The following is a 13,998-nucleotide window of genomic DNA, read 5'->3' as shown; positions in this document are numbered from 1 at the left end:
TGTTTGCTCCAGTTATTCCTTGCGGCAAGATAGAAAATTGAACTTCCTTTATTATTAGTTTTGTTCGGCTAGCGCCAGCGTCAAAGAACGCTTTAACAATATCTAAATCAATCGCACTAGCATAGGAAAGGTAGTAGCCAAGGGCGGTGGAAAAGTCGTTAGCGTTAAGCTTTTTAGTTTCTAAAGAAATGTGAATTAACTCCAGATAGTTTTCTGTGCACCAGTTATTTTTCGCTGCAATATAAAGCAGGGTCTCTCCATTATTGTTCGTTATGTTAGGATTAGCGCCATTTTTCAGATATTCTTTGATGGTGCTCATGGAAATACTTGGAGCTGAAATGACCGACTTAAATCCTGCATCTAAAGACATAATTCCTACCCACTTTGAATAATAATGAGCATATTTTATTCAAATTAACTCAATAAATCAAATAGATTTTAGATGGATGTTAGATGGATGTTAGATAGATCAGGCTATTAGCGTAAATTACACGCCCCTGCTGCTGAGTCTCACAAGGCATCGGCATGTTTGTCTAAAGTCTATTCTTTGCTCTTTATTGACGTAAAGCCGAAGACCCTCTCGATGACGCGTCATTGTCACAAATGCAAGGGATTTATCCCAATAAGGGTTATCGATGAATACGCTGGTACAATCAACAGTCATTCCTTGAGATTTATGAACGGTTATGGCATAGCCATGATCAATATGAGGGTAAGTGTTGGGAATGATCACTTGGGTGCCATCATCTAAAAGGGCCTTAAAGGCTTTTTCGTGAATCTCGGTAATGGTCGCTAAATCTCCATTTTTAACACCATGTATTTTATCATTTTGGCGGAACAAAATGCGATCCCCTCTTGCCAACCGTACTTGACGCTCTCTATTTTGAGAAAAATAGGTAAAGCTCTCTTTAGCAACAAAACCTTTGTCTTGCATAGCCAGTCTTGCTTTGGCATTTAAAGCCTCGCATTTGCTGAATCAACTAAGCCAGTAATGGTTTTTAATTATCCTGTTGAAGCCATTTACCTGATCAATAACCCTAAAGATGGAGATATTTCTTGGGGCCATGATTACGAGGAAACCTGCAAAAAAATGGGGATAGATTTTTTTGGGTATTGTTCCTTCCAAAGGTATCGATCCTGCCGGCTATTCGTTACCAACATATAATATGATAATTGGAGCAGATACATGGTTTTGTGCAAATGGGTCAATTAGCTATTTTAATAAACCTCATAATTTTTGCGATGATTATCCCTCGTGCCCAGAGCAAAGTTGGACTCTACAGATAAATCGATTTGTACTCGCGAAAATAGGCCTTGTATTCCTGACCCTGATAGTGTTTCTGAAGAACAATTATTAGCAGCCGTTGCTGATGGCGAATCACATTGGAGCAATGATTATGAAGAAATGGCAGGAATTGCGAGTGCTACTTTGCGAAGAATGAAAGCATATGGGTATAAATCAGTCAGTGAACTCATTTCAAAAGATCCTAACTTTGCTTATAAAAAATCTCTGGGACCAAGGGGGCAAGTAGGGTACCCTTGTCATTACTGGGTTGAACTTGTCCCCACCTCACTTTCCCTGTTTGGGACGCTGGGGACATTTATATTGCAGATTTTCTAGCTGTATTTTTTTCCTATTTAGCTTTTATAATTCGCAGTTCGCGAATTACGAGTATTTGATGGGTAATACCATAATCTAGTGTAAAAAGATGTTAGCAACTACGACAAGGCATGTTTAGCGTCTTTCAATAATAGAACGAGTTGTTTTTCCCTGAGCGGTGATTTTTCGATCACCATTAACCCGGTCAAATACCTATCGCATACAAGGGCATGGTATCGAGTGGATCGAAAACAAACCGTCATCAAACCGTATCAATTAGCTAATTTTATAATTAAACATATGATGGAGACTGCGGATATTAGTTAATTAAAAAAATTTAATCGCTCGCATCTTTCATCCAACAAATGGAGATATTTTTCCTGCATCGGTTGAGATAAAAAACTGAAACCAATCAGCTCTCGCCATTCTGGTATTACCTGATGGAACTCCTGTACGATCCCATCGATGACGTTCTGATTTAATCCTAATTTTTCAACGGCAAAGTATTTAAGAAAATCACTCTTTGTTAAATTATTTTTTTTTCCTTTTAGCGGTAAAGCCAGTTCTTCTTTGGTGTTTTTTTGAGCGATGGTTGAGTTAAGTAAATCGTATGCTGGTGATATGCAAATTTTTTTGCCCCTGGTAATCAAGGAAAAATTTTTTAAATGCATGTCTTCATTGCCGATCAGAAAGTTAAACAACGTCAACTTAAATAATTTCACGAATTCAATTTTTGGGAATGTACAAAATCGTTCTACAACTGTAATTATTTTTTCCATAGAACTTTTATATTTTGTATGTCGATCTTCGCCTGATAGTTGTGCAAAATCTTCTAAAGCTAACTTTTTATTATGGCCTATTCGATCAAAACGTTTAATGAAGTAGGTAAAACTGTTGTCTTTAGAATAAACTAAACCATGAACAGGTACTTCAAGGCCAATGGTTTTGGCAAGGGACATAGTAATGGCTTCATTTTCAGGCAATTCAGGATAAATATCACTTTGTGGTTTTAAAATATATTGACCATTTTGATCAACGATTTCAAAACATCCCTCTTTAATCTTTAGTTTTGCGCTTAGTTTCTTTTGAACACCTTGAATAGACATCTTTCCTACTCGAGCAATTGCTTCTTTCCTTTGCTCATCAGCACTTAAATCTAATGGATTAAGGGTTTTTAATTGAGGGGAAAGCAAATGCAATCCACGTTGCGAATAGTGTTCTTGGTCACTGATTATTTCATAAGTAATAGGGCAGCGTTTCATCATACTTCCTCAATAGTCACTGCGCCTACGACATCTTGGCCGACTATTATTAATTGGCCAAAATAATCATTTTTATCGACTTTATATTTACGTAATAGTGCTTCAAGCATAACGCCTTCGGGAAGTAACCCTTCAAAAAAGGGTGGAAATACGTCAAAGTCATAAACCTTGTTTGTTAACGGCATGGTGAGTGACACAGGTGCACCGTGATAATCATCAAAGTAGGTAAACTGATATGTTCCACCTTGTAATTCTTCTAGTGTTCCAGCCTTAATGCCATTCACTGATACGCATGCTTTTCTCATGAATTATTATCCATCGTTTGAGGAAAAGGCGTTTCAAATTTCATTTGGATATTTAAAACATCTAATATTTTTAGCAATGTGCTCAACCGTACCGATTCTTTTCCTTTTTCAATATCATATATCACCGTCTTGCCGACACCCGCTAACCGGGCTAATTCTTGCTGCGATAAGCCGCTTTGTTTGCGGTAGTAATGGACTAAATTAGCAATCTCGTGTGTGGGCATGGAACACCATAAATTAATCATATATTACTGTTATAGCAGTAAAAACAATTAAAATAAATTAATTATTTCGTTTTTTTGCATTAAATCGCCATAAATTACTGTTATAGCGGTAAATTTTATCGGTTTCCTTGTTCTCTGTGTATTTATTTATTCTAAAATCCAAAAATTACTGTTATCGCGGTAAATTTTTTGGGAAATAGCAAAAGAGTCATTGGTTTAGGCTCAAAAATTCGTCCATTATGGATTATAAAAATGAGAGAGACAAAGGAGACTAGTGGGAAACCCTTATCAACTCGAGCATATTCCAGGCAAAACTCAAACTTTTTATCGTGATAACGATTTAAAGGGATTTGCTTTAAGAATCACCTCAGGTAGTGTTAAAAATTTCATCGTTGAAACCAGAATCAACGGCAAGGTTAAAAGAGTGACGTTAGGCAAATACGGCAACTTGACGGTTGAAGAAGCCAGAAAACAAGCCAAGAGTCTGTTGGGTAGTGTTGCCAGAGGTGATGATCCGATAACAGAAAAGAAAACCAAAAAAATTCATGCCATGACCTTACAGCAGGTATTGAATGATTACCTCAAAGCAAGAAAAGATTTAAAGCCACGCACCTTAAACGATTATCAATGTGTATTGCATGAAGTAGTACCTGATTGGCTTGATAAACCACTGGTGAATATTACCCGCGAGATGATTGCCAAGCGGCATACTAAGCACGGTCAGGTAAATAGTAAAGCACGTGCCAATAATGCTATGAGAGTATTAAGAGCCATTTTTAATTACGCCATGTATGAATATCAGGATGGCAATGGTCATCCAATCATCACTATTAATCCAGTCAAATACTTATCACATACCAGGGCATGGTATCGAGTGGATCGAAAACAAACCGTCATCAAACCCCATCAATTAGCTGACTGTTATAAAGCAGTCATTGTATTGGTTGAGACAGACAACTACCGCAACGCCTTATTGTGGCATGATTATTTTTTATTACTCTTATTCACCGGCATGCGAAAAATGGAAGCTGCCTCTTTGCGTTGGGAAGATATTGATCTCAAATCCAAAACTACCACCCTGCAAGATACCAAAAACCACGAAATCCACACATTACCTATGTCTGATTTTGTTTATGAGTTAATGGAGCGCAGAAGCCGGAATAAAACCAGTGAATTTGTATTTCCAGCGGAAAGTAAAACGGGCTATATCTATGAACCTAAAAAGGCGGTGAATAGGGTGGTGGAATTATCTGGCGTTCCATTTACTCTGCACGACTTAAGAAGAACTTTTGCTACTGTTGCTGATAGTCTAGATCTTCCAGCATATGCTTTAAAGCGCTTGCTTAATCATAAAATGAATAATGATGTTACAGCAGGGTATATCATGAAAGATGTTGAGCGATTGAGGAAACCCATGCAACAAGTAACTAATTTTATACTTGAGCATATGATGGAGACTGCTGAATTATGAATATCAATGAACTAATAGAACACTGGAAATATATCTCACCAATAATACGTGTGCCTCAAAGTACGGAGGATTATAATCAGCTGGCTAATGTCCTTGATCAGCTGTTGGATATAGTCAAGGATGATGAGTCTCATGAATTAATGGGATTAGTTGACATTATCAGTCACATGATTTCTATGTATGATGAAACTCATGACTATTGATAACTTGAATAAAATTAAGATAATGAGCTTCTTATGCATAAAATTCTATTAATCAGCGATACTCATGGTAATTTGGATATCATCAACGAAAAAGTGAACCAGACTCAAGCCGATATGGTTATTCATGCTGGTGACTTTGGATTTTATGATGAGCAGAGCATTTATCGACTCAGTCCAAGGGAATTACGCTTGTTAGTATCCCACTCGCCAGTTTGGCGGCAATATGAAGTTGATAAACAAACTAATCGAGAAAGATTAATAGAAATCGTCAAAGAAAATCAATTGCTAGGAGATTTTCCAGATTATATCTCTGGTGAAAAGAAATTCTCAGTTCCAGTATATGCTGTTTGGGGAAACCATGAGGACGTGCAAATTTTAAGACAATTAAACACCAGTCTCAGTGTTGAAAATCTACACATGCTTGACGAACACCACTTTTATCAATTTCACACCAGTGAAGATGAGTTTGAATTTTCTCTTTATGGCTTAGGCGGAAATTTTTTGGTCAGTAAAAAGCTATTCGATAAACCCATTGCAGGAAATGGGGGGAAGGTCTGGACAGCATTACATCAATTTGGCGTTTTGTATCAGCGGATTAAAAATAAAAGCAAACCTTCAATATTTGTTTCTCATGTCAGTCCAGGGAAAGAGCCGCTTTTATCTCGTCTTATTATGCATTTTATGCCCAACTTTTGGATCAGTGGTCATATGGGTGCACCGTTTACCTGTACTTGGAATCAATTTACTATACGGGAGATGAATGAATCTTTAGATTGGCTAGAGAGCGATATTGATTTAATAGAAGAACAATATCAGCAAGGTCGCCTTACAGATGAGGCCACATTGGCTTATGAGATAATAAAAAGGCCTATTGATAGGGATGAATCCTGGTATAAAAAATTGTGGAATATTAATCTTCCTGATGTGGTTGATGGGCATGCACTTTTAATTTTGAAAGATGATAAATTTTCCTTAGAGACCTATTCAAACGGAATCAAATTTAATAATTGAATACTGCTATTGCAGACATATAGGAAACCATCTGGGAACAAAACATTCCTTAAATATAAAGCTCATCTAATTAAGTATACGGAAATCCTATAATTATATAGTATTTATGTATACTTGAATTTTACTTATGTAAAGAAAATTCAACATGAGAATTCGAATAAATTAAAATATTGGAATTTTGCTCTTAATAAGGGCTATGTTTCAATGTGCAGAATTATCAGCATTTTATAAACAGAGTGCATCTAAAGAAAAATATTATGTTAAAATATAAGCACTTTTGTTTTAATGGCATTTAATGTTAGTAAATTGGTTGAGAATTACAAAAACAGTTTTGATGTTTTTAATTATTTTCTCTGGCGAGGTATTTGCTGAATCAACTAAGCCAGTAATGGTTTTTAATTATCCTGTTGAAGCCATTTACCTGTTCAATAACCCTAAAGATTGAGATATTTCTTGGGGCCATGATTACGAGGAAGCCTGCAAAAAAATGGGAGATAGTTTTTTTGGGGTATTGTTCCTTCCAGAAGTGTAGATCCTGCCTGCCATTCATTACCAACATATAATATGATAATTGGAGCAGATACATGGTTCTGTGCGAATGGATCAATTAGTTATTTCAATAAGCCTCATAATTTTTGCGATGATTTTCCCTCGTGCCCAGATCAAAGCTGGACATTAGCTGCGGATAAATCAACTTGTACTCGTGAAAATCGACCTTGTATTTCTGACCCTGATAGTGTTTCTGAAGAACAATTATTAGCTGCTGTTGCTTATGGCGAATCACATTGGAGCAATGATTATGAAGAAATGGCAGGAATTGCGAGTGCTACTTTGCGAAGAATGAAAGCATATGGATATAAATCAGTCAGTGAACTAATTTCAAAAGATCCTAACTTTGCTTATGCCACAGCCCTTAAGACAAAAAATGAACGGTACTATAATTTGATGTGTAATATTAACAGCAATGGAGTAGAATTAGCCTATAAAGCTGCTAGGAACGCTTTGTCGAATGGGGCAGACTATTCAAATGGCGGATGTTTTTGGGATGGGGTAGATGTAAAAACAAATGGAGCATCTGCCTATAGATATAAATACGGATTTAAATTTTCAAACCCAAAACACAATGTACTTGATGTTACTGAGCCTAAACCATTCCATAAAAAAGGGAGGAATGGTAAGTATTTTAGCCATACTTATGTATCGACTGCGGGACATAATAAAACAATTTTTTGGAAATTAAGTAAAGAATTTTTAGCTACCGGGGCGAAGCAATGTATATAAAAAAAATAGGCATGTATTTGGTTTTTTTATTCATGTATGGAATATTACATGCGATGCCACCCGTTGAAGTTATTCAATCATGTAAAAACAATAGTCCAGCAAATAAATCTGTCCTTATGACTGAAATTGAAGGGATTGGTTATAATAAAGATTCAGAGACTAACTGTAAAAATCAGTTTGATACGGAAATTAATGGCAAGATTTACGGTTCAGCAACATGTGATGATAAAGCTTATTTAATCATTGCTGATCATAAGGTTAAGTTAGAATCGGCTAATAATTATTCCACTAACCCATCCATAAAATCAACAACAGCCATCGCCCAGGTTGCGGGATGGTGGAAAATAGTAGACTCTAGAAAACAAACTTATCTATGTATCGAGTCACCATTATCTAATACGGGTACTGCATCCAATGCTTATCAGTATTTTATCGTTGCAGATCCCTTTAATGAAAAAAAATCAGATTTTGACATTTCATTTTATTATTTTGATAAAAAAGATTAATCTCTTTTTGTTAAGTGCAAAAATATAAAATATATCTGGGACCATAGGGACAGGTGGGGCATCTATGTTATTACTGGCCAATTCCGTCCCTACCTGATTTTTCAAATTGGGACTTAGGGGACTAGGATCATTTTTCAAACTTAATTTTGTTACGTTTTATACTCTAATTCGTGACAAAGAGGGAATAGAATTTTGATGTAGTAAAAAATTTCTCTGACCATTATCGTGCAAGACACCAAAAACCACGATATCCACGCCTTTCCTATCTCTGACTTTGTTTATGAATTGATACAACTAGCAATAAACTTAGTAAAGGGAATAATATTTTGATCAACACTAGCTTGTTCTAGTGCTTCCATATATTCGTTTCTTCTCTCCACAGGAATAATAGTCCATGGATAATGGCCACTTGCTAGCATAACATTCATCAGAAAACGTCCAATTCTGCCATTACCATCTGAATAAGGGTGGATATAAACAAAAAAGAAATGTCCGAGAACAACTCTAACAGAAGGTTCCTTTTCCTGGGTTATTAACTGAAAAAACTCTTCCATTAGTTCACTAACAATTTGCCAACGTGGAGGAATATGTTTTGATTGACGTATAAATACAGGACTTCGTCTATATCCTGCCAGATCAGTTGGTTTTAAAAGACCGACAGCAACACTAGGTTGAAATAATTCTCTATACCAATCCCCATGTTCTTTTTGTATTATTTTTCCGGGGTTGTCACCATTCAATATTTCCATAAGGCTCTTTTTTACTGCTTGGAATGCTTGCCAGTATCCACGGGCGGCTAATGCACTACGGTGATTTCGATCTTGTTCTGTAGTATCGGGATTCCATTGTCCAGAACGAACCTTTTCAATTAAGTCAGGGCTTACTTGATAACCTTCAATAGATAGAGAATGGTAGGCGTCTGAAACATAATTTTCGTCAACTTGTTCTAGATATCTTTTAATATCAATTGTCGTAGGATGTGGGCTAGGGAAGTTTTCTCTAACTGTATCGCGCATATCATGCCACATAACTTCCAAACGACTGCGATAAGCTGGCTTATAAGTTGCGGAAAAATCTATCGGTGTATTTGTTAAAAATGGATCTTCTTCTCGTATTTGATAACCGGCACTCTCCATGGTTTTTTTGATCTCTTCTGCCACGTGAGATTTGCCAATATTTTGAAGTGCGCCACAAATCCTTCCTGCTATCCAAGAATGTCCTTCTTCCAATAAATAATGCAGAAGATCAGATGCACTATTAAACATTGAAAGAACAGAGCGTGCCTCAGTTGGATATTGAGAAAAAAATTTAGGTGAACAATAGATCAATGCTGGGACTATTGCATAAACTCGCATGTCCTGCTTAATCTCTATATCCTGAGCAGCTGGCATTTTGTATTGTACTGAAAATAAGGCTGTGTTGTGAGGCAACTCCATATTACGGTTTGTTCCGTTGGGGCTGCGTATCATTAGTTGTTTAGGCACAGTCCAATTTTCTGAATGAAGAAGTAAAGATTGTTCTGGGGAAAGGCACCATTCGTCACCAAATCGTTCATTTAAATAGGAAGCACAAAAACTCCAGAAAGAAGCATACCAAGCCGTACTTTCCCCTTTTTGTTCATCAGGTTTTATCGGTACATACCAACCTTTTACAACCTCTTCTAAAAATGCATTTTCTACAAGTCGTTCTCTATGAGTACGGCTTATATCTTTTGATTGGATAGCGTACTTACCTTGCTTTTGTAGGTTGTGTAAAACTTCTAGTGATTGCGCTAGCTTTTCTGATGGTTTCATAATATTTCAATTTATAGTTGCATGTAGAAATTATAGTATATTATGTTGTGGAAATCATAGTATATAATGTTGTTGATATTATAGTTTATTCGGTTGTTGGAATTATAGTTTATTGTGTCATGATTTTTGTAAAAATAGTAAAAATAATTATTAAACATAAAGTTACATCTGTCTAATATGGAATATAACCTCGTCCAAAATGGAATATAGAGAATTAAAAACCCACTTGGCTTTTAATGATGAAAAAGGTGGAACGAAGGGGATAAGTGGTCACCCGCGTCATTGCTGGGCTATTGCCGTCCCCAACTTAATTTGCTTGTGTGGGGCGTAGGGGACATTCGTTGATTTTATAGCCATTAGGTATTTTCTGAAAAAAAATATGAATAGCTAGCCAATTACTTACTAATACAAGTCTAAATTTAATGCTGTCACGTTTTATATTATACTTCGTGACAAATGTAGGGATAAACCGGATGCCAGCATGATTCTAAAAATTGAAACTGAGAGGACTTTGCTCAGACAGATAAAACTTTCTGATTTAGATAATATTGCTGAGTTAAACTCAGATCCTGAAGTTAGGAAGTTTTTTCCAGATGGTACTCAAAATAGGGAACAAACTGCAGAGCGGCTTAAAGAGTTTATATCTTTTTATAAAACAAAAGGACTTCCTGGATTTGTTATATTAGATAAGAAAAGTGGTGAGTTTTTAGGCCGTTGTGGATTTGGCCCTTTGGATACAGGTGAGGTTGAAGTTGGGTATCTAATAGTTAAAAAATTATGGGGAAAAGGATATGCCTCGGAAGTATTAAATGCCTTGCTATCATGGAGCAAAAATAATATTAACAAAGATTATATTCTTGCCTTTGCCCCATTAAATCATAAAGCCTCTCATCGCGTGATGGAAAAAAGCGGCATGGAGTATTACAAAACTGGTTTTGGGCATGGCGTTGAGTGTAAGTTTTATAAAATGCAAAATAAATAGTATCTTGCATTAGTAAGTTGTATCCACCATTTATTCAAAAATAGAAAAATGTGAGGGACAAAGGGGACAAGTGGGGCATCCGCGTCATTACTGGGCTAGACACGTCCCTACCTTATTTTTCAACCATGGGGCGCATGGGACACCTTCATTTTTAAAGAGATTTTCAGTATCAATCAATATCATTTGATAACACCTCGTTTAATTCGAGATTTTTTGCTTGACAGAGTTTTAGCAAACCAGCAATACTCTGGTCGAGCTTGAAGTTAAAGCCAAACCTGCTAACCATTCCTAATGGGCAGGAAAAGAGTCGCAAGCATCGCTCAACTGTTTAATACAGTGTGCTGTGTTTGTTAAATAATATTAATCAAAGGATTGCATAATGAAAAATACATTAAAAAGTCAGCTCTATGCTGAATGTATTATGAAACGGAGGTATTCATGTCTTCACCAAAAACAACTCGGTTACACCTATTAAATGAATTTGAGTTAGCCCCCCAATCAGCTCTTTTCAATCAACAAACCATTGCCGCAGTTCTAAGTTGTTCTACTCACTTGCTTGAACGTAATCGTTGGGCTGGTGGCGGTGTCCCCTACATCAAAATTGGTCGCAAAGTTCTATATCGCAAAAGCGATGTTCTCGAATATATTCAACAGAAAATTTATAGCTCAACAAGTCAACAAAGCTATTCATAGCACACATCAACTTGTCTGGAATTAAATATCAGCAAAGGTTGCCTTGTGTCGTCTTTGCAAGCATATGTTGGAGAATATTATGAGCAACAATCAGATCATCGCTTTTGATGCAAAAGTCAAACAAGCAGACCATCAATCGCAAATAACCTACTGTGACTATGCCGGTGGCAAGTTTCAGATAAACAATCTGGGCGTATTTTATTTGGGTATAGACAAAGATGGCAATGAACTTGCCCCACGGTGGATCTGCTCGCCACTATACGTAACTGCAAAAACGCGTGATGCGCATAATGGTGAATGGGGCCGCTTATTAGAATGGCAAGATGATGATGGTATAACACACCAATGGGCAATGCCACTGGCCTTATTACAAGGGGATGCCTCAGATGTACGGCGTGAGTTAGTACGATTAGGTTTAACCATTTCGCCAGGTCATCATGCACGGGATTTATTAACATCTTATGTGCAAGTCTTTCCGGTAGAAGCGCGAGCACGTTGTGTAGATAAGTTAGGTTGGCATAACAAAGTATTTGTTACACCTAAGCAGGCTATTGGCCAATCGGAAGAAAAAATCGTTTTTCAAAATACCAATGCCATTGAATCATCACTATCAACCTCAGGGAGTGCTGAAGAATGGAAAAACTCTATCGCCAAGCTTGCCATAGGTAATTCAAGACTGGTGTTTGCTATTGCCAGTGCCTTTGCTCCAACCATTGCACGACTTGCTGGTGAAGACTCTGGTGGTTTTCATTTTCGGGGGGCTTCATCTTCTGGCAAAAGCACGGCACTGAATGTGGCTGCATCGGTATGGGGTAAACCTAATTCATATATACGCTTATGGCGTGCCACTGCTAATGGCTTAGAAGGATTGGCAGCAATGCATAACGATGGCTTATTGATTCTTGATGAGCTCAGTCAGCTCGATCCTCGTGAGGCGGGTGAAGCTGCTTATCTGCTTGCAAATGGCCAAGGCAAGAATAGAGCTTCAAAGTTAGGTACGATCAAAGCAGCGAATAAATGGGCTTTGATATTTCTATCTGCAGGTGAAGAGTCTCTTGCTACTTTAATGGCACGAATTGGCCAACGTTGTAATGCAGGGCAAGAAATTCGCTTAGCGGATATTGAAGCTGACGCGGGTTGCGGCATGGGACTATTTGAAACCTTACATCAACAACTAAGCCCAGCTAGCCTTGCACTAACGCTTAAGAACTATTCAAGCAAGTATTATGGGGCAGTGGGTGATGCATGGCTTCAGCAAGTGGTCACAAACCAAGATGTTCTTGCTCGGTTGCTTAACCAAGGGATTCAGCAGTTTGTCGATACTGTTATTGATTCGGATGTAACCGGTCAAGTCATCCGCGTTGCCAGACGTTTTGCTTTGGTGGGCGCGGCGGGTGAGCTTGCTACCCAATTTAATCTGACTGGTTGGCAGAAAGGTGAATCCTACGCCGCGGCAAAGAAATGCTTTAAAGCATGGTTGCTTGCTTTTGGTGATAAGGGTAATCGAGAAGACCGTGCCATTAAAGCGCAGGTAAGGGCATTCTTTGAGCTGCATGGTGCGAGCCGGTTTGATAACGCTAACGCTCCTAATAATGAGAAAGTAGTTAATCGAGCAGGCTTTTATAGAACTGATGATGAAGGTTTTCGCCGCTTTATGGTATTGACTGAAGTGTATAAAAATGAGCTTTGTCAGGGCTTTGATCAACGTACAGTAACCAAAATATTATTAGAGTGCGGTTGGTTGATTCCAACCAATGACGGTAAAGCATCCCACAAGCCAAGAATCAAAGGGGTAGGTACGCCACGATTGTACGTCTTCTCTAAAAAAGTACTGGATGCTGAATAGTTAATTATTTGGGCACTTTTTGGGAGGATTTTATGTTTTATACATTGAGCACCGCAGGTGCGAATAAGCTAAGTGAATTAGGTAACCTGCTTGCAGGTTAGCTAACTTCACCTATCTTGCCCTGTATTTTGAAATTTATTTTGGTATTCACTTAGGGTTATTTTAAGGTTCCTTTTGGAACTTAAACGATTATTAACGAAAATAATCAAAAATAAACGGGAATAAATAAAAAAGGTCTGATAAATAACCAAAAAGGACTTTGAGAGGAAGTAAAAGAGACCAAAATAAATAAAAAAAATAATAAACACCAAAGGATTGAACAACCATTTTACAGAGAGTAGATTATGAAAAAATCCTTGATAGACATTATGATGGCTGCTGATCAAAATCAGCAAAAAACGCCAGCCAGAAAAAATAAAGTTGAATTTTTAGCCTTAAAAGATGACATATCCGAAGCCTTAGAAAAAGGCTGGCCAATGACCGCCATATGGGAAACGCTTCGGGATGAGGGAAGCTTTACAGCAAGTTACAATACGTTCCGGTTATATGTATTGGAATATCTTAACGGTCAAAAGTCTGGCTATTCGCAAAAGGAGAGCGTTGAACATCGACATAAAAAACTGATTAAGAATCATTCCTCGAACAAAAAATCTAACTCTATGCCATCATTTACTTACAATTCTATCCCAAATATTGAAGAACTGCTTTGATTGTTAGTCCTCTATATTGTCCCATATGCCCCATCTTGAATTTTGAGGTGGGGGACACCTCTAGACCAGCAATGACGCGGTTGCCCCAATAGTGCGTATTCCTGTGATGTT

17 protein-coding genes are annotated in these 13,998 nt (G+C 37.4%); 11 read left to right on the top strand and 6 right to left on the bottom strand.

Going from position 1 to position 13,998, the window contains the following annotated elements; all coding sequences use genetic code 11:
- Window positions 1-370: ankyrin repeat domain-containing protein (locus OK13_RS11945; RefSeq protein ID WP_035891060.1), on the bottom strand; the 370-nt coding region annotated here is incomplete at its 3' end.
- A 117-nt stretch (window positions 371-487) separates the two neighbouring features.
- Complete coding sequence (locus OK13_RS11940) at window positions 488-934, bottom strand: hypothetical protein (protein ID WP_035891059.1); 447 nt, start codon at window positions 932-934, stop codon at window positions 488-490.
- A gap of 321 nt (window positions 935-1,255) precedes the next feature.
- Between OK13_RS11940 and OK13_RS15505 the strand changes: the two genes are divergently transcribed.
- Window positions 1,256-1,621 (top strand): hypothetical protein, encoded by a 366-nt coding sequence (locus OK13_RS15505; protein ID WP_241480554.1) that lies wholly within the window; start codon window positions 1,256-1,258, stop codon window positions 1,619-1,621.
- A gap of 302 nt (window positions 1,622-1,923) precedes the next feature.
- Here the strand turns inward: OK13_RS15505 and OK13_RS11930 are convergent, their stop codons facing one another.
- The 3 genes from OK13_RS11930 to OK13_RS11920 are packed head-to-tail and all read right to left on the bottom strand — an operon-like array spanning window position 1,924 to window position 3,391.
- Window positions 1,924-2,862 (bottom strand): HipA domain-containing protein, encoded by a 939-nt coding sequence (locus tag OK13_RS11930; protein ID WP_035891057.1) that lies wholly within the window; start codon window positions 2,860-2,862, stop codon window positions 1,924-1,926.
- The gene (locus tag OK13_RS11925) at window positions 2,862-3,167 is read right to left on the bottom strand and encodes a HipA N-terminal domain-containing protein (protein WP_035891055.1); all 306 of its coding nucleotides are present in this window, start codon (window positions 3,165-3,167) and stop codon (window positions 2,862-2,864) included. The genes OK13_RS11930 and OK13_RS11925 overlap by 1 nt, the downstream gene beginning before the upstream one ends.
- Complete coding sequence (locus tag OK13_RS11920) at window positions 3,164-3,391, bottom strand: helix-turn-helix transcriptional regulator (protein WP_035891053.1); 228 nt, start codon at window positions 3,389-3,391, stop codon at window positions 3,164-3,166. The genes OK13_RS11925 and OK13_RS11920 overlap by 4 nt, the downstream gene beginning before the upstream one ends.
- A 274-nt stretch (window positions 3,392-3,665) precedes the next feature.
- Between OK13_RS11920 and OK13_RS11915 the strand changes: the two genes are divergently transcribed.
- The 6 genes from OK13_RS11915 to OK13_RS11895 all read left to right on the top strand — a co-directional run bounded on the left by OK13_RS11915 (window position 3,666) and on the right by OK13_RS11895 (window position 7,863).
- Window positions 3,666-4,862, top strand: coding sequence for a tyrosine-type recombinase/integrase (locus OK13_RS11915; protein WP_035891051.1), 1,197 nt, complete (start codon window positions 3,666-3,668; stop codon window positions 4,860-4,862).
- Window positions 4,859-5,065 carry a hypothetical protein gene (locus OK13_RS11910; protein WP_035891049.1) on the top strand — a complete coding sequence of 69 codons (207 nt, stop codon included), beginning with the start codon at window positions 4,859-4,861 and terminating at the stop codon, window positions 5,063-5,065. The genes OK13_RS11915 and OK13_RS11910 overlap by 4 nt, the downstream gene beginning before the upstream one ends.
- A 33-nt stretch (window positions 5,066-5,098) precedes the next feature.
- A complete protein-coding gene (locus OK13_RS11905; RefSeq protein ID WP_035891047.1) occupies window positions 5,099-6,076 on the top strand; it encodes a metallophosphoesterase family protein in 978 nt (325 codons plus the stop codon).
- A 295-nt stretch (window positions 6,077-6,371) separates the two neighbouring features.
- Window positions 6,372-6,521 (top strand): hypothetical protein, encoded by a 150-nt coding sequence (locus tag OK13_RS15500; RefSeq protein ID WP_241480553.1) that lies wholly within the window; start codon window positions 6,372-6,374, stop codon window positions 6,519-6,521.
- Window positions 6,522-6,640: 119 nt separating this feature from the next.
- Entirely contained in the window at window positions 6,641-7,357 is a 717-nt protein-coding gene (locus OK13_RS11900; protein ID WP_241480552.1) for a hypothetical protein, read from the top strand.
- Entirely contained in the window at window positions 7,348-7,863 is a 516-nt protein-coding gene (locus OK13_RS11895; RefSeq protein WP_035891045.1) for a hypothetical protein, read from the top strand. Before OK13_RS11900 ends, OK13_RS11895 begins: the two co-directional genes overlap by 10 nt.
- A gap of 278 nt (window positions 7,864-8,141) precedes the next feature.
- On the opposite strand, the gene OK13_RS11890 is transcribed toward OK13_RS11895, so the two are convergent.
- Window positions 8,142-9,656, bottom strand: coding sequence for a Fic family protein (locus tag OK13_RS11890; protein WP_035891044.1), 1,515 nt, complete (start codon window positions 9,654-9,656; stop codon window positions 8,142-8,144).
- A 481-nt stretch (window positions 9,657-10,137) separates the two neighbouring features.
- Here OK13_RS11890 and OK13_RS11885 point away from each other — a divergent pair, with 481 nt between their 5' ends.
- From OK13_RS11885 to OK13_RS11870, 4 genes are all read left to right on the top strand, one after another.
- Window positions 10,138-10,638, top strand: a complete 501-nt coding sequence (locus OK13_RS11885; RefSeq protein WP_027269474.1) for a GNAT family N-acetyltransferase — start codon at window positions 10,138-10,140, stop codon at window positions 10,636-10,638.
- 438 nt (window positions 10,639-11,076) lie between these two features.
- Window positions 11,077-11,331, top strand: coding sequence for a MerR family transcriptional regulator (locus OK13_RS11880; RefSeq protein WP_035891040.1), 255 nt, complete (start codon window positions 11,077-11,079; stop codon window positions 11,329-11,331).
- A gap of 79 nt (window positions 11,332-11,410) precedes the next feature.
- Window positions 11,411-13,177, top strand: a complete 1,767-nt coding sequence (locus OK13_RS11875; RefSeq protein WP_035891038.1) for a DUF927 domain-containing protein — start codon at window positions 11,411-11,413, stop codon at window positions 13,175-13,177.
- 344 nt (window positions 13,178-13,521) lie between these two features.
- Window positions 13,522-13,887, top strand: coding sequence for a TraK family protein (locus OK13_RS11870; protein WP_035891036.1), 366 nt, complete (start codon window positions 13,522-13,524; stop codon window positions 13,885-13,887).
- Window positions 13,888-13,998: the final 111 nt, after the last annotated feature.

This window comes from Legionella norrlandica, assembly GCF_000770585.1.
Taxonomy (GTDB): domain Bacteria; phylum Pseudomonadota; class Gammaproteobacteria; order Legionellales; family Legionellaceae; genus Legionella; species Legionella norrlandica.
Note: the sequence above shows the minus strand (reverse complement) of the source record. Positions and strands in the feature narration are given on the sequence as shown.